The 14822-nt window shown below is 59.4% G+C and carries 14 protein-coding genes; 5 read left to right on the top strand and 9 right to left on the bottom strand.

Features of this window, described 5'->3' with window-relative positions:
- Positions 1–115: 115 nt before the first annotated feature.
- Genes hydN through ACOTYB_RS08940 form a run of 3 tightly spaced genes read left to right on the top strand, consistent with a single transcriptional unit; the run spans position 116 to position 3907 of the window.
- On the top strand, positions 116–661 hold the full coding sequence (hydN, locus tag ACOTYB_RS08950; protein ID WP_409248827.1) for an electron transport protein HydN: 546 nt from the start codon (positions 116–118) through the stop codon (positions 659–661).
- Positions 662–666: 5 nt separating this feature from the next.
- Positions 667–2883 (top strand): carbamoyltransferase HypF, encoded by a 2217-nt coding sequence (gene hypF, locus ACOTYB_RS08945; protein ID WP_217202513.1) that lies wholly within the window; start codon positions 667–669, stop codon positions 2881–2883.
- A gap of 1 nt (position 2884) precedes the next feature.
- A complete protein-coding gene (locus ACOTYB_RS08940; protein ID WP_045346952.1) occupies positions 2885–3907 on the top strand; it encodes a HoxN/HupN/NixA family nickel/cobalt transporter in 1023 nt (340 codons plus the stop codon).
- A 126-nt stretch (positions 3908–4033) separates the two neighbouring features.
- Here ACOTYB_RS08940 and norW read toward each other — a convergent pair whose 3' ends face one another.
- Together norW and norV are read right to left on the bottom strand one after the other, a co-directional pair.
- Positions 4034–5167, bottom strand: coding sequence for an NADH:flavorubredoxin reductase NorW (gene norW, locus ACOTYB_RS08935; protein ID WP_032610015.1), 1134 nt, complete (start codon positions 5165–5167; stop codon positions 4034–4036).
- Entirely contained in the window at positions 5164–6612 is a 1449-nt protein-coding gene (norV, locus tag ACOTYB_RS08930; RefSeq protein WP_022651734.1) for an anaerobic nitric oxide reductase flavorubredoxin, read from the bottom strand. Before norV ends, norW begins: the two co-directional genes overlap by 4 nt.
- Positions 6613–6799: 187 nt before the next feature.
- Here norV and norR point away from each other — a divergent pair, with 187 nt between their 5' ends.
- Entirely contained in the window at positions 6800–8314 is a 1515-nt protein-coding gene (norR, locus tag ACOTYB_RS08925) for a nitric oxide reductase transcriptional regulator NorR (RefSeq protein ID WP_032610014.1), read from the top strand.
- On the opposite strand, the gene gutQ is transcribed toward norR, so the two are convergent.
- The 7 genes from gutQ to srlA form a co-directional block, all read right to left on the bottom strand.
- A complete protein-coding gene (gutQ, locus tag ACOTYB_RS08920; RefSeq protein ID WP_045350942.1) occupies positions 8311–9276 on the bottom strand; it encodes an arabinose-5-phosphate isomerase GutQ in 966 nt (321 codons plus the stop codon). The genes norR and gutQ overlap by 4 nt on opposite strands.
- Complete coding sequence (srlR, locus tag ACOTYB_RS08915; protein ID WP_045350941.1) at positions 9269–10042, bottom strand: glucitol operon DNA-binding transcriptional repressor SrlR; 774 nt, start codon at positions 10040–10042, stop codon at positions 9269–9271. The genes gutQ and srlR overlap by 8 nt, the downstream gene beginning before the upstream one ends.
- A 63-nt stretch (positions 10043–10105) precedes the next feature.
- A complete protein-coding gene (gutM, locus tag ACOTYB_RS08910; RefSeq protein ID WP_023323656.1) occupies positions 10106–10465 on the bottom strand; it encodes a transcriptional regulator GutM in 360 nt (119 codons plus the stop codon).
- Between the two features lie 67 nt (positions 10466–10532).
- On the bottom strand, positions 10533–11312 hold the full coding sequence (gene srlD, locus ACOTYB_RS08905) for a sorbitol-6-phosphate dehydrogenase (protein WP_003862162.1): 780 nt from the start codon (positions 11310–11312) through the stop codon (positions 10533–10535).
- 14 nt (positions 11313–11326) lie between these two features.
- Entirely contained in the window at positions 11327–11689 is a 363-nt protein-coding gene (srlB, locus tag ACOTYB_RS08900) for a PTS glucitol/sorbitol transporter subunit IIA (protein ID WP_022651730.1), read from the bottom strand.
- Positions 11690–11701: 12 nt separating this feature from the next.
- A complete protein-coding gene (gene srlE, locus ACOTYB_RS08895; RefSeq protein WP_045331261.1) occupies positions 11702–12661 on the bottom strand; it encodes a PTS glucitol/sorbitol transporter subunit IIB in 960 nt (319 codons plus the stop codon).
- Positions 12658–13221 carry a PTS glucitol/sorbitol transporter subunit IIC gene (srlA, locus tag ACOTYB_RS08890; RefSeq protein WP_003862164.1) on the bottom strand — a complete coding sequence of 188 codons (564 nt, stop codon included), beginning with the start codon at positions 13219–13221 and terminating at the stop codon, positions 12658–12660. Before srlA ends, srlE begins: the two co-directional genes overlap by 4 nt.
- Before the next feature lie 251 nt (positions 13222–13472).
- Between srlA and mltB the strand changes: the two genes are divergently transcribed.
- The gene (mltB, locus tag ACOTYB_RS08885; RefSeq protein WP_057979986.1) at positions 13473–14573 is read left to right on the top strand and encodes a lytic murein transglycosylase B; all 1101 of its coding nucleotides are present in this window, start codon (positions 13473–13475) and stop codon (positions 14571–14573) included.
- Positions 14574–14822: the final 249 nt, after the last annotated feature.

Here is a 14822-nt window from a genome sequence, read left to right as displayed (position 1 = left end):
GTCACTAATGACGATGACAGAACTACTTCTTTTTATTTCGCTTTAAAATCAACGCATTAAATATTGGCACGGTTTATGAATAGCTTCGCGCATAACAGTTATGCCGGAGAAGCAGATGAACCGTTTTATTATGGCCGATGCCAGCAAATGCATTGGTTGCCGTACCTGTGAAGTGGCGTGCGTGGTGTCCCATCAGGCAGAGCAGGATTGCGCCTCTCTCACCCCTGATACCTTTCTGCCGCGCATCCACGTCATTAAAGGCGTGAATATTTCTACCGCCGCTATCTGTCGCCAGTGTGAAGACGCGCCGTGCGCCAACGTCTGTCCGAACGGGGCGGTTAAGCGCGAGAAAGGCTTCGTGCATGTGATGCAGGAGCGCTGCATCGGGTGCAAAACCTGTGTGGTGGCGTGTCCGTATGGCGCGATGGAGGTGGTGGTTCGCCCGGTGGTTCGCAACAGCGGTATCGGGCTGAGCGTGCGCGCGGAGAAAGCCGAAGCCAATAAATGTGACCTCTGCTACCACCGCGACGCCGGTCCGGCGTGTATGGAAGCCTGTCCGACGCATGCGCTGGTCTGCGTCGATCGAGACAAGCTCGAACAGATGAGTGCCGAAAAACGTCGCCGCGCGGCGTTCGACACCTCGTCATCACTGCTGTTCTGAACCGTATGAGCAGCAACGGCGTTCAGCTGCGGGTGCGCGGCAAGGTGCAGGGCGTGGGGTTTCGTCCCTTCGTCTGGCAACTTGCACACCAGCTGGGGCTGGCGGGCGATGTCTGCAACGACGGAGAGGGTGTCCTGGTGCGTCTCGCGGGTAGTGGGGGTGACTTTACCGCGAGACTGAGCCAGGACTGCCCACCGCTGGCGCGCATCGATCGCGTTGAAACGCAGCCGTACAGCTGGAATACGCTGCCGGACGAGTTTGTCATCCGCCACAGCGAGAGTGGGGCGATGGACACGCAAATCGTCCCGGATGCCGCCACCTGTCCCGCGTGCCTGGCGGAGATGCGCGATCCCCGCGAACGTCGCTACCGCTACCCCTTTATCAACTGCACCCACTGCGGGCCGCGGTTTACCATTATCCGCGCCATGCCCTATGACCGCCCGGCCACGTCAATGGCGCCATTCCCGCTCTGTATGCCCTGTGAAACGGAGTACCGCAACCCGGCTGACCGGCGTTTTCACGCCCAGCCGGTTGCCTGCCCGGACTGCGGGCCGCAGCTGGAGTGGCGAGCCGGGGAGGCTGCTGCTGCCCGCGAATCGGCGTTAAGCGCGGCGGTGGCGATGCTGGAAGGCGGCGGGATTGTGGCGGTCAAAGGGCTGGGCGGTTTTCACCTGGTCTGTGACGCGCTTAACCCGCAGGCGATTCGGAAATTGCGGGCACGCAAGCAGCGCCCGACCAGGCCGCTGGCGGTGATGATCCCGCATGCGAACGGTCTGCCGAAGACCATCCAGACGCTGTTACGTTCACCCGCTGCGCCGATTATGCTGACGCCAAAAGCCTGCCTTCCAGCGTTTCCTGAGGAGATTGCGCCGGGGCTGAATACGGTTGGTGTGATGTTGCCTGCGAACCCGCTCCAGCATTTGCTGATGTTGGACTGTCAGCGTCCGCTGGTGATGACCTCCGGCAACCTAAGTGGCCATCCACCCGTCATAAACAACCAGCAGGCGCTGGAAGAACTCAGTGACATCGCTGACGGCTTCCTGCTGCACAACCGCGACATCCTGCAACGGATGGATGATTCAGTGATGGACCAGGAGGGCACGATGTTGCGTCGCGCACGCGGTTTTGTGCCGGATGCCATCACATTGCCTGCCGGATTCCGCGACATCCCGCCCATGTTATGCACCGGCGCGGAGATGAAAAATACCTTCTGCCTGGTACGTGGCAACCAGGCGGTGCTGAGCCAGCATTTTGGCGATCTGAGCGACGAGGGCGTAGAGGCTCAGTGGCGCAGCGCGCTCTCGACGATGCAGGAGATCTACGCTTTCCAGCCAGAGCGCGTGGTGTGCGATGCCCATCCGGGATATCACGCCCGACAGTGGGCCCGGGCGCAGGCGCTGCCCGTTGAGTCCGTGCTGCATCATCATGCGCATGCGGTAGCGTGTCTGGCGGAGAACGGCTGGCCGCTCGACGGCGGGGATGTTATTGCCCTGACGCTGGACGGGATCGGCATGGGCGAGAACGGCGCGCTGTGGGGCGGCGAGTGCCTGCGGGTGAACTATCGCGACTGCGAACGGCTGGGCGGTCTGCCAGCCGTTGCGCTGCCGGGGGGCGATCTGGCGGCAAAACAGCCGTGGCGCAATTTGCTCGCCCACTGTCTGGCGTTCGTACCTGACTGGCAGCAGTACCCGGAAACGGAGGCGGTACAGCGTCAAAACTGGCCGCTGCTGGCAACGGCGGTGTCGCGCGGTATCAATGCGCCGCGCGCCTCCTCCTGTGGTCGTCTGTTCGACGCCGTGGCCTGTGCGCTGGGCATTGAAACGCAACGCTATGAGGGCGAAGCCGCGTGCCGGCTGGAGGCGCTGGCCGAACGCTGTGCAGGGGTTGATCATCCGGTGACGCTCCAGACGGATAACCTTGCGCTGTTCTGGCAGCAGTGGCTGGCCTGGCGGGCGGAGCCCGGCGAGCGCGCCTGGGCCTTTCACGATGCGCTGGCAAAAGGGCTGAGCGAACTGGCGGCAACGCATGCCCGCCGACGGTCGCTCTCTACGGTGTGCTTCAGCGGCGGCGTCCTTCACAACCGCCTGCTGCGCGCGCGCCTTCGTCATTACCTTTCTGATTTCACGCTTCTTTTTCCTTCGCGCCTGCCCGCAGGTGACGGAGCGATCTCCTTCGGGCAGGCGGTGGTTGCTGCCGCCCGATCATGTTTACAAAGGACTTAAAATGTTACGACTGTTACGCAATGAACCTCGTGCAGCGTGCCTGCTGCTGGCTCTCGGGATGGCTAACCTGCTGGCCTGGGGGCTGGCGTGGCACACCTTTAGCGACAGTACGGCGCTGATGGCGGCCAGCCTGCTGGCCTGGTGTTACGGACTGCGTCATGCGGTGGATGCCGACCATATCGCCGCGATTGATACCGTGACGCGTAAGATGATGCAGCAGGGCAAGCGCCCGTCCGGCGTGGGCGCATGGTTTTCCCTCGGACACTCCACCATCGTGGTGCTGGCCTCCATTGCTATCGCCGCTACCGCCACGGCGTTTCAGAAAAACATGGCATGGTTCCACGAAACCGGCAGCCTGATTGGCACCGCCGTCTCCGCCACCTTCCTGCTGGCGATGGCGCTGGTGAATATGGTGATCCTGCGCGGCGTCTGGCGCAGTTTTCAGGCACTGAAACACGGCAGGCCGGCGCAGGGCGACATCACGCTGCCTGCACAGGGTGGCGTCATGAACTGGCTGTTCGGCAAAACCTTCCGCCTCGTCAATAAAAGCTGGCAGATGTACCTGGTCGGTTTCCTGTTTGGCCTCGGCTTTGACACGGCCACCGAAATCGGCGTGCTGGGGATCTCCGCCGCCAGCGCCTCCAGCGGGATGTCGGTGTGGTCGATCATGATCTTCCCGGCGCTCTTCGCCAGCGGCATGGCGCTGGTGGATACGCTCGATAACCTGCTGATGGTGGGTGCCTACGGCTGGGCGTTTAACAAGCCGCAGCGCAAGCTGTACTACAACATGACCATCACCGGCACTTCGGTGGTAGTGGCGCTGTTTATCGGCGGCCTGGAAGCGCTGGGTCTGCTGATGGACAAGTTCTCCCTCAGCGGCGACGTGTGGGATCTAATTGGCGCGGTGAACGATAACCTGGGCGATGCCGGATTTGTGGTGGTCGGGCTGTTTGTCGCCTGCTGGCTGATCTCGATGGCGAACTACCGCTGGCGCGGTTATGACGCGCTGGTGGTGCGCTCCTGACGCTGAAAGGGTAGCCATAAAAAAAGCCCCGGGACATCGGGGCGGTGGACAATAAAATCCAAAGGTTAAGTAAGCGTGGCAGTACTGTAGGCCGGGTAAGCGGAGCGCCGCCCGGCATGACGAGGGTTAAGCAGGTAACGATTTCAGCAGCGCGAAGGCCTCCTTCATTCTGTCTTCGCTGACCACAAAGGCGCGCATCTGACCGGCAGTATCGGTGCCGCGCGCCACCATGCCCTGAGGCGAAAGGGCAATCTGCCAGTCCAGATCCTGACGCTGCGTTTCACCTGCGAGATGCAGCGGTAGTTCCGGCGTTTTTACCTTCACCAGCATGGCGGGTAATTTCACCGGGGCGTTGCCGCCGAGCAGGTTTTTCGCCAGGAACATGGCGCTTAACTGAATCGGTTGCAGGAACGGCAGCACCTGGCCGTTAATTTCCGCGCAGTCGCCCAGGGCATAAATATCCGGCTGGGTGGTTTGCAGGTAGCTGTCCACCTTCACGCCGCGATTGATCTCTGCGCCCGCGCGGTGCGCCAGCGCGGTTTCCGGGCGCAACCCCGTCGCCGCAATTACCACATCCACTTCCACGCTGCGGTTGCAGTCGAGCGTCGCACAAATGCCGGTTTCGGTTTTGCTCAGGCTCTGCAACTGCGATTTCAGCAGCAGATGCACGCCCATGTCGGTCAGACGATGCTGTAAGCGACTGCTTACTTCTGCTGGCATCAGCGCTGACAGAATGCTGGCCGCGTGGTCAACCAGGGTGACGGATTTTCCCGCCCGGCAGAAGTCCATCGCCAGCTCGGTGCCAATCAGCCCGCCGCCGACAATCATCACCCGCGTGGCGTCGCGTAACAGGGTCTCGCTGGCCTGATACTCCTGCTGGCTGTTGAGCGTGACCATTAGTTCGCGGCCCTCAACCGGCGGCACAAACGCCGATGCCCCCGTCGCCAGCACCAGCTTGTCGTAGTGCCAGGTTTTATCTTTCGCGTTCACCACGTGGGCGTCGGCGTCGATATCGGTCACCCAGGTGTACGGAAACAGACGCAGGTTAAACTGTTCTGCAAACTCCCCCGCCGTCTGGCGGGTGAGATCGTCGGCGCGCTGATTCTGGCTAATGACGTGGCTTAAATCAGGCTTGTTGTACTCATCCATGCTGTCGGCGGCGATTACCGTCAACGGCACGTTAGCATCCTGTTTGCGGATATTTTTCACCAGCTGGCGGGCGGCAAAGCCCGAGCCGATAATGACGATGCCGTGGCTCATTTTGCCTCCGTTGCCAGTTCATCAAAGACGTCTTTCCCGAGGGAACATTCCGGGCAGAGGAAGTTGTCCGGCACCTCGCTCCATGGCGTACCCGGCGCGACATCCTGCAACGGCTCGCCCAGCTCAGGATCGTAAATCCACTGGCAGACGCTGCACTGCATGCAAGGGCCGAGGTCGGCAGCGGCAGGAGCGGCTTCTGCTACGGCTTCCGGCGCAACAGCCGCGGCGGGTGCGGTTTCCGGCAGTGGCGCAAGCGCCCACTGGCGGGCAATGTCGCGACCGTGCTGGCGACAGATTTCCAGCGCGTCGAGATCCGGACGCCATTTCGCCTTCAGGCTCAGGGACATCTCAAAACCGGCATCCTGTAAACGGGTGGAGAGACGGTCTACCGCGCCGCCGCTCCAGCCGTGTGAACCAAAGGCGCTGGCGCGTTTGTTACGGAAGCGCAGGCCGGTCATCTCTTCCACCAGTCCGGCAATTTTCGGCATCATCACGTTATTCATGGTGGAGGTACCCACCAGCACGCCTTTGGAGCGGAAGACGTTGGTCAATACCTCATTCTTATCGCTGCGCGCCACGTTGAAGATTTTCACCGCCACGTTCGGGTCAACTTCGTTGATGCCCTGGGCAATGGCGTCCGCCATCATGCGGGTGTTGTTGGACATGGTGTCGTAGAAGATCGTAATGCGGTCTTCCTGATAGTCCGCCGCCCACTTCAGGTACAGTTCGACAATCTGGGTTGGATTTTCACGCCATACCACGCCGTGGGAGGTGGCAATCATATCCACCGGCAGGTTGAAGCCGAGGATCTCGGTGATTTTTGGCGTGACCAGACGGCTGAACGGGGTCAGGATGTTGGCGTAGTAGCGTTGGCACTGTTCGAACAGCTCGGTCTGATCCACTTCGTCGTTGAACAGACGTTCGTCGCAGTAGTGCTGGCCGAAGGCGTCGTTACTGAACAGCACCGCGTCACCGGTCATGTAGGTCATCATGCTGTCCGGCCAGTGCAGCATTGGGGTTTCCACGAAGATCAGCTGTTTGCCGTTGCCGATATCCAGCGTGTCGCCGGTTTTCACAGTGTGGAAGTTCCACTCCGGATGGTGGTGGTGGCCGTTGATGGAGTCAATGGCGTTAGTGGTGCAGTAGATCGGGGTATCCGGAATGTGGGACATCAGCTCGGTCAGCGCCCCGGCATGATCCTCTTCCGCGTGGTTGATGATAATGTAGTCGATCTCATTCAGATCGATTTCGCTGCGCAGGTTCTGCACGAACTCGCGGCTGAATTTGTGATCGACGGTATCGATCAGGACGTTTTTACCTTCACGAATGAGATAGCTGTTGTAGCTGCTACCGCGCAGCGTTTTGTATTCCGTCCCGTGAAAATCACGTACTTCCCAGTCACGTTGACCCACCCAATGAATGTTATTTTTAACCAGAATAGACATAGCAACCTCAACTTAATACGGCGTTTTCAAATAAGATGACTGTCATATATCAAGTTGCGTGCCAACTTTTTAACTTATTGAAAATAATGGATTTATATTTTGATGCTCCCAAATAGGTAGTCATTTTGACTATCTTAAAAATTGTCAATATGACACTATGTATTGTCAAAATGACAGTGAGGCAGAGATGAGCTTTTCCGTAGATGTGCTGGCGAAGATCGCTATAGAACTGCAAACCGGTATTGGTCATCAGGACCGCTTTCAGCGGCTGATCTCCACGTTGCGTCACGTGCTGGATTGCGATGCCTCGGCGCTGCTGCGTTACGAAGGGCGGCAGTTTATTCCGCTGGCTATCGACGGTCTGGCGAAGGACGTACTCGGGCGGCGCTTTACCCTGGAGGGCCACCCGCGTCTGGAAACCATCGCCCGTGCGGGTGACGTGGTGCGTTTCCCGGCGGACAGCGATCTGCCCGACCCTTACGACGGCCTGATCCCCGGGCAGGAGAGCCTGAAGGTGCACGCCTGTATCGGCCTGCCGCTGTTTGCCGGGCAGAACCTGATTGGTGCGTTAACCCTCGACGGCATGTCGCCGGATCAGTTCGATACCTTCAGCGACGAAGAGCTACGGCTGATTGCTGCGCTGGCGGCCGGGGCGCTGAACAACGCCCTGCTGATAGAGCAGCTGGAGAGCCAGAATATTCTTCCGGGTAGCCCGACGGCGTTTGAGCAGGTGGCACACACCGAAATGATCGGCCTTTCGCCAGGCATGGCGCAGCTCAAAAAAGAGATTGAGATTGTCGCCGCGTCTGATTTGAACGTGCTGATCTTCGGAGAGACCGGCACCGGTAAAGAGCTGGTGGCGAAAGCGATCCACGAAGCCTCGCCCCGTGCGGTGAATCCGCTGGTCTATCTCAACTGCGCGGCGCTGCCGGAAAGCGTGGCGGAAAGCGAGCTGTTCGGACACGTCAAAGGGGCCTTTACCGGGGCGATCAGCAACCGCAGCGGCAAGTTCGAAATGGCCGATAACGGCACGCTGTTCCTCGATGAAATTGGCGAACTCTCCCTTTCGCTCCAGGCCAAACTGCTGCGGGTGTTGCAGTATGGCGATATTCAACGTGTGGGAGACGATCGCAGCTTACGCGTGGATGTGCGCGTGCTGGCGGCGACGAACCGCGATCTGCGCGAAGAGGTGCTGGCGGGGAATTTCCGCGCCGATCTGTTCCACCGTCTGAGCGTGTTCCCGCTCACGGTGCCGCCGCTGCGCGAGCGGGGCGAGGATGTGGTGCTGCTGGCGGGCTTTTTCTGCGAACAGTGTCGGCTCAAAATGGGGCTTTCCCGCGTGGTGCTAAGCCCCGGTGCGAGGACGCACCTGCTGAGCTACGGCTGGCCAGGTAACGTGCGTGAACTGGAACATGCGATTCACCGCGCGGTGGTGCTGGCGCGGGCTACGCGTTCGGGGGATGAAGTGGTAATTCATGCGCGCCATTTCGCGCTGCATGAGGAAACGACGCCGTCCGTGAAGCCGGTGATACCTGAGAGCGTGAACGAAAACCTGCGCGAGGCGACGAATGCGTTCCAGCGTCAGATGATCACCCGCGCGCTGGAGCAGAATAACCGCAGCTGGGCGGCGTGCGCGCGGGCGCTGGAGATGGACGTCGCCAACCTCCACAGGCTGGCGAAACGTCTGGGGCTGAAGGGTTAAATAATCCCCGCCTGGTAGAAGTCTTGCAGGTTGATCGCGCCGCACAGCCTGCCGTGCTCGTCCACCACCGGCGCGGCGGTGATTTTGCGCTTCATCAGCACCTCTTTGGCTTCAATGGCGCGGCTGTCGGCATTCAGCGTCAGTCCGCCCTGGGTCATTGCTTCGGATACCCGCGCCTCCAGCTTGCCGCCGCCCACCAGCCAGCGGCGCAGGTCGCCGTCGGTGAAGACGCCCTGCACCTGGCGGTCATTGTCGCATACCGCAACCAGCCCCAGCCCGGTGCGGCTCAGCTCCAGCATGGCGTCCATCACGCTGGTGTCGAGTTTGACCTGAGGAATGGCATCGTCGGTGCGCATCAGGTGGTGAACCTTGTTGAGCAGACGTGCCCCAAGCGCGCCCGCAGGATGGGAGCGGGCGAAATCTTCCTCATTAAAACCGCGCGCCTGCATCACCGCCATTGCCAGCGCGTCGCCCATCATCAGGGTGTTGACGGTGCTGGAGGTCGGTGCCAGGTGCATCGGACAGGCTTCGCGCTCAACGGAAATATCCAGCGTTGCTTTCGCGGCCAGCGCCAGCGGCGATCGGGATTTGCCGGTCATCGCTAACAGGGCCACCGATTTTTCCTGCAGGCGTGGAATAATGAGATCCAGCTCTTTCGCCGAACCGGAGTAGGAGATAAACAGCATCACATCGCGGCTCTCAATCATTCCCAGATCGCCGTGCAGCGCTTCGGCAGGGTGCACGAAGAAGGCCGGGGTGCCGGTGCTGGCCAGCGTCGCGGCAATCTTTTTGCCGATATGGCCGGATTTACCGATGCCCGCCACGATCACTTTGCCTTCGCAGTGGATAATGGTGTTGGCCGCGCGGACAAAATCCTCGCCCAGACGTTCCGGCAGGCGGCTGGCTTCCTGCAGCTCCAGCATCAGCGTCTGGCGGCCCGTTTCTAACAGAAAATCACTCATCTCTCTCTCCGGTTACGATCACGTCGATGCCTTTTTCTTCCAGCGCTTTTTTGAACGCCGGGTCGATACCCGCGTCGGTAATCAGCTTGTCGACGCTTTCAAGGCTACAGACAATGTTGGGGCTTTTGCGGCCAAACTTCGACGAGTCTGCCATCAAAATCACTTCCCGCGCGGCGTTGCACATGGCTTTACTGACGCTGAACACCTCGTTAAACGTCGTGACGCCCGCGTTCAGGTCGATGCCGTCGGTACCCATAAACAGTTTATCGAAGCTGAAGTGGTCGAAGGCGTTCTCCGCCAGCTGCCCGTGAAACGACGCCGATTTTTTACGGAAGGTGCCACCGGGCATCAGGATGGTCTGCTCGCTGTCGAACTCTGACAGGGCATTGACGATGTGCAGGCTGTTGGTCATCACGGTGATGTTATTAAAGCGGCTGAGCAGCGGGATCATCTGTAGGACAGTACTGCCTGCGTCGAGGATAATGGAATCGCCGTCATGGATAAATTTGACGGCGGCTTCGGCAATCAGCGCTTTCTGGTGAGTATTGATCAGCGTTTTGTGGTCGATAGGCGGGTCGGCTTCGTCTTTATTGAGCACCACGCCGCCGTAGGTACGAATGACGGCGCCGGAGTTTTCGAGCAACACCAGGTCCTTGCGTATTGTCGTGCCGGTGGTGTCAAAGTAGTGGGCCAGATCCTCTACCGAGCACTTTCCCTGCTTTTGCAGATGATCAAGTATGGCCGCCTGCCGCTGACGTGGTTTCATAGGCGCTTCGTTCCTTACGTTGCGAAATGATAATTCCGCAAGTTTATAACTTTCACAACGAAATTATCCATGTTTCAGATTAAGCGCTAATGATAGTGCATTCTGACAGAGTGAATCATGGGGGAAGATCACATCAGGTTGTAATTCATGCAGCGAAATGCCGTTGATCGCCTGAATTTTGGTCGGACGGGCAAACACCGTTACGCCGCGCATGATGAGGGAATCGCTCACCCGGTTGTGTTCATCCAGCGCAACGGCAACCACCACGCGCGGCTTAAAGCGCCCCCCGGAACGCCCGACGCCGACGCGTCCCTTCTGACACAACGCATCAAAGGCGCGGTTAAACTGGTAGATCTGCCAGCCGCCAAACGCCATCTGGCAGATCCAGGCGAGGGCGGCGACGGTGATGAGTGCGGTTACCATATCGGCTCCTTGTTATATTCCCTCTCCCGGTGGGAGAGGGGGAGGGTGAGGGCATCACCCTGCTCGATCAGAACATCACCTGCCCACCGGTGACGTTAATCGACTGTCCGGTGCAGTACGAGGCTTTCGGGCTGGCGTAAAACAGCAGCATGTTCAGCACGTCCTGATAGTCGCACCCGCGCTTGAGCGGCACTTTGTCGATGTAGTACTGTTCCACTTCTTCAGCTTTGATGCCAAGTTTGGCGGCGTACTGCGGCAGCAGGGACTGGAACATCGGGGATTTCAGCAGGTTACCCAGCATCAGCGCGTGAACGGTAATGCCGTATTCGGCCAGATCCAGCGCCAAAGACTGTGTCAGCCCGACGCCGCCAAACTTCGCCGCGCTGTAGCCGGAGTTGTGCTTGCTGCCCACTTTCCCCGATTTTGAGTTGATCTGAATGATGCGACCCTGAATACCGTCGCGGATCATCAGACGGGAAAATTCGCGGGCGCAGAGGAAATAGCCCACCAGATTCACCTGCAACGAGCGGTCAAAATCCCCCAGCTCGAAATCGCTGATAAACGCCGCTTTCGCGATCCCCGCGCTGTAGACCAGCAGGTCGATACGCCCAAATATCTCGTCCACGCCGCGGGCCAGCGCCATCACGCTCTGCTCGCTGGTGGCGTCGGCACCAAATCCGTACGCCATCCCTTCGCCAAACTCGGTGTTGATGGCGTCCGCTACGCGGGCGGCTTTCTCACTCTGAATATCCACGACCGCCACGCGGTAGCCCTCTGCGGCAAGCCCATGGCAGAGGAACTCGCCTAAGGTTTGTCCCCCACCAATGACAACGGCAACCTGACTCATGTGTCTCTCCTTTATTACGAAATAAATTTTAACGTGCAGCCTGGGGTGACAGCCTGCGGAACCGGGCCCACTACGTGAACCGTACCGGGATACTCCGCCTGCGGCTGGCCGTCGAAACGTAGGGTGATATGCCCCAGCTCGCGCAGGTTTTGCTCGGCGACGTCGCCGACGGCGGTCACGGCATAGCGCGCCTCGCCCAGCTGTAGCTGGCTCCCTGCCTTTAGCTCGCCGTTCAGCTCGCCGTGGCAGTGGATAAAGCAAAACTCTTCGATATCTGCCGGGGCGCCTTCGCGGAAGGTGATCAGCATCTGGTCGCTCAGCGCATCCGCCGCGCTCTGGCCGATGCGGGTAATGGTGGTCTGGTAAATCACAGTCATGGCAGGCACCTCTTATTGATAAATAAAGCCGGAAACAAACCAGGCAATCAGCACCGTCGGCGCGCCCGTCAGGAAGCGGCTGACCAGCACGGACGGCACGCCCACGCGCACGGTCTCCTGGCGTGCTTCCGCCAGCGACAGCCCCACGGGGATAAAGTCGCACGCTGCCTGGGCGTTAATGGCAAACAGGGCGGGCAGGGCGAGGTGCGGAGGAATATTCCCCAGACCAATCTGCACGCCAATCAGCACGCCGATAACCTGAGCAATCACCGCGCCCGGGCCGAGGAACGGCGACAGCAGCGGGAAGGAGCAGATCAGCGCCAGCGTCACCAGGCCGAGCGGGTGGCTGGCAAGCGGGGCGAGGCCGTGGGCAATCCAGTCGCCCAGGCCTGAGGCCATGATGATGCCGATCAGCGCCGAGACGAATGCCATAAACGGCAGAATGGTCTTCAGCACCGTGTCGATGGTGTCGCGCCCGGACTGGAACAGCACCGCCACGGCGGACCCCATCCCCATCCCGACCTTCGCCAGCAGGCCATCGCTCTGCTCGGTGATTTTTTTGCTGGTGTCGTACTCGCGCGGGGCCGCTTTTTGCGGCGCAGATGTGCCATTCACCAGCGTGATGTTGTCTTCCTTCACGCCTGACACATAAATATCTTCAACGATGTACTGAGCCAGCGGGCCGGATTTCCCGGTGGAGTGAATATTTACCGTCGGAATGCGGCGCTTCGGATAGATGCCGCAGCGCAGCGTGCCGCCGCAGTCGATCACCGCCACGCCGATTTCCGCTTCCGGCGGTTCGCCTTCCTTGAAGCCGTCGACCGCTTCCCAGCCGGTCAGATCGCGCAACTTGTCGACGATCGCCGGGCGCGTGCCCGCGGTGATGTACACAATCTTTTTGCCTTCGGTGGCGTCGAACTCCAGCGGGCCGCCCCAGCCGCCCGTGCCTTTCTCAATGCGGATCCGGTTCATGCTGTGGCTCCTGAAAGATGGACTTTCTGTTCAAGCTGGATGCCCATTTTTTTCTCGAAAATGGCGGTGGTGAGGTCAGTCACCCAGCCGCGGAAGAAGTTGGTCACCAGACCGACCAGCAGGTAGCTCACCGCCAGCGGGCCGAGCGGCAGGCCAAGCGTGGTCAGGCCGCTGGCGATCCCGAGATAGACAAACAGTTCGCCGGGGTTGATGTGCGGGAACAGGCCGTTCATGGAATGGCAGCTGTAGGAGGCGGCGGCGTAATAGCTCGGCTTGTACTTCTCTGGCATAAAGCGGCCGAGGCTTAAGGTCATCGGGTTGCAGAACACGAAGGTGCCGATAAAGGGCAGTATCAGGTAGCGGGACAGCGGGTTTCCGGCGCAGCGCTGGGCGAAGCGCTCGATGCGCTGCTGGCCGATAAAGTTAATCAGCGCGTTCATGATCACCAGCAGGCTGATCAGCAGGGGCAGGATCCCGGTCACCATGCCAGTGAACACTTCTCCGCCTTTCTGAAACAGCCCGATGAACCACTCGGCGCCATGGGTGATGGTTTCTATCATTCTTCTCTCCTGTAGGGCGTTTGTTTTTGTCTATCTGCGGCTAATAATAATCACTTTGAAAGGTTTTAAAGTGTTAGTTAGATCTCACAATGAAAGAAAAATGTATTATTTTGAAAGTTTATTGGTGAGGTGAATAATTTTTGGTGGAAAAAGGCACGGATTTGCGTTGGGGAGGTGCGTACCGCTTCCTTGAGGAGTTGGGGATGCTTTACCATACTGGGTTCTTACCGAACTCGTTAAATGGATGCCACATGTTCAAGCGTCGTTATGCAGCGCTGTTGCCTGCGCTTATTCTCCTGTCCGCCTGTAGTAGCAAACCCAAGACCGAAGCCGTTCAGCCAACGGCGGGCGCGCCTTCCGGAGGATTCCTGCTGGAGCCGCAGCACAATATGATGCAGATGGGAGGCGACTTCGCGAATAACCCTGCGGCCGAACAGTTCATCGATAAAATGGTGAGCAAGCACGGTTTTGATCGCCAGCAGCTGCATGCCATTTTGTCTCAGGCGAAGCGTCTGGACTACGTGCTGCGCCTGATGGACAGGCAGGCGCCGACGGCCCAGGTGCCGACCGGGCCAAACGGGGCGTGGCTGCGTTATCGCAAACAGTTTATTACCCCGGACAACGTGCAAAATGGCGTGGTGTTCTGGAATCAGTATGAAGACGCCCTGAACCGCGCGTGGCAGGTCTATGGCGTGCCGCCGGAGATCATCGTCGGTATTATTGGGGTTGAGACCCGCTGGGGACGCATTATGGGTAAAACCCGCATCCTCGATGCGCTGGCGACGCTCTCCTTCAACTACCCGCGTCGCGCGGAGTATTTCTCTTCCGAGCTGGAAACCTTCCTGCTGATGGCGCGAGACGAACAGGACGATCCGTTAGATCTGAAAGGGTCGTTCGCCGGTGCGATGGGCTACGGCCAGTTTATGCCGTCCTCCTATAAGCAGTACGCGGTAGATTTTAACGGGGATGGTCACATCAACCTGTGGGATCCCGAAGACGCTATTGGCAGCGTGGCCAACTACTTCAAAGCGCATGGCTGGACGCCGGGCGGCCAGGTGGCGGTACAGGCGAACGGCGAAGCGTTTGGTCTGGAAAACGGATTTAAAACCAAATACAGCGTGGCGCAGCTGGCAGCGGCAGGCTTAACGCCGTCTCAGCCGCTGGGCAATGTTGACCAGGTGAGCCTGCTGCGCCTGGATGTCGGAACCGGTTATCAGTACTGGTTCGGGCTGCCGAACTTCTACACCATTACCCGCTACAACCACAGCACGCACTATGCGATGGCGGTGTGGCAGCTGGGGCTGGCGGTGTCTCAGGCGCGTGTGCCAGCAGCGTCACCGTTTAGCCAGTAAGTCCCCTTATGCCTCCCTCTCCCTGTGGGAGAGGGCTGGGGTGAGGGCACCCGCCCGCACCTGTTTCCCGCAGAAACATTTCGCCACACTCCCATTTAACTCCCGCCGTTTACATCTCAATCGCCTTTCATTATTGTTATGTTATAACATTATTTAATTGAGATATCCATGTCCCTGTTTTCTCTCTCATCCTCGCTTCGGCTGCTGCTGGCGCTGGTGCTCATTCTGTTTCTCGGCCTGGCCGTGCGC

It is taken from the genome of Enterobacter cloacae complex sp. IR5450 (genome assembly GCF_049238665.1).
Taxonomy (GTDB): domain Bacteria; phylum Pseudomonadota; class Gammaproteobacteria; order Enterobacterales; family Enterobacteriaceae; genus Enterobacter; species Enterobacter hormaechei_C.
The sequence above is the reverse complement of the archived record's forward strand: the minus strand, read 5'-3'. Positions and strand labels throughout refer to the sequence as shown.

Excerpts from the sequence above, each read along its gene's own strand:
- srlB (WP_022651730.1), bottom strand. The coding sequence starts at position 11,689 with ATGACTGTGATTTACCAGACCACCATTACCCGCATCGGCCAGAGCGCG.
- srlA (WP_003862164.1), bottom strand. The coding sequence starts at position 13,221 with ATGATAGAAACCATCACCCATGGCGCCGAGTGGTTCATCGGGCTGTTT.
- srlE (WP_045331261.1), bottom strand. The coding sequence starts at position 12,661 with ATGAACCGGATCCGCATTGAGAAAGGCACGGGCGGCTGGGGCGGCCCG.
- gutM (WP_023323656.1), bottom strand. The coding sequence starts at position 10,465 with ATGGTAACCGCACTCATCACCGTCGCCGCCCTCGCCTGGATCTGCCAG.
- ACOTYB_RS08940 (WP_045346952.1), top strand. The coding sequence starts at position 2,885 with ATGTTACGACTGTTACGCAATGAACCTCGTGCAGCGTGCCTGCTGCTG.
- norV (WP_022651734.1), bottom strand. The coding sequence starts at position 6,612 with ATGTCTATTCTGGTTAAAAATAACATTCATTGGGTGGGTCAACGTGAC.
- norW (WP_032610015.1), bottom strand. The coding sequence starts at position 5,167 with ATGAGCCACGGCATCGTCATTATCGGCTCGGGCTTTGCCGCCCGCCAG.
- hydN (WP_409248827.1), top strand. The coding sequence starts at position 116 with ATGAACCGTTTTATTATGGCCGATGCCAGCAAATGCATTGGTTGCCGT.
- norR (WP_032610014.1), top strand. The coding sequence starts at position 6,800 with ATGAGCTTTTCCGTAGATGTGCTGGCGAAGATCGCTATAGAACTGCAA.
- gutQ (WP_045350942.1), bottom strand. The coding sequence starts at position 9,276 with ATGAGTGATTTTCTGTTAGAAACGGGCCGCCAGACGCTGATGCTGGAG.
- mltB (WP_057979986.1), top strand. The coding sequence starts at position 13,473 with ATGTTCAAGCGTCGTTATGCAGCGCTGTTGCCTGCGCTTATTCTCCTG.
- hypF (WP_217202513.1), top strand. The coding sequence starts at position 667 with ATGAGCAGCAACGGCGTTCAGCTGCGGGTGCGCGGCAAGGTGCAGGGC.
- srlR (WP_045350941.1), bottom strand. The coding sequence starts at position 10,042 with ATGAAACCACGTCAGCGGCAGGCGGCCATACTTGATCATCTGCAAAAG.
- srlD (WP_003862162.1), bottom strand. The coding sequence starts at position 11,312 with ATGAGTCAGGTTGCCGTTGTCATTGGTGGGGGACAAACCTTAGGCGAG.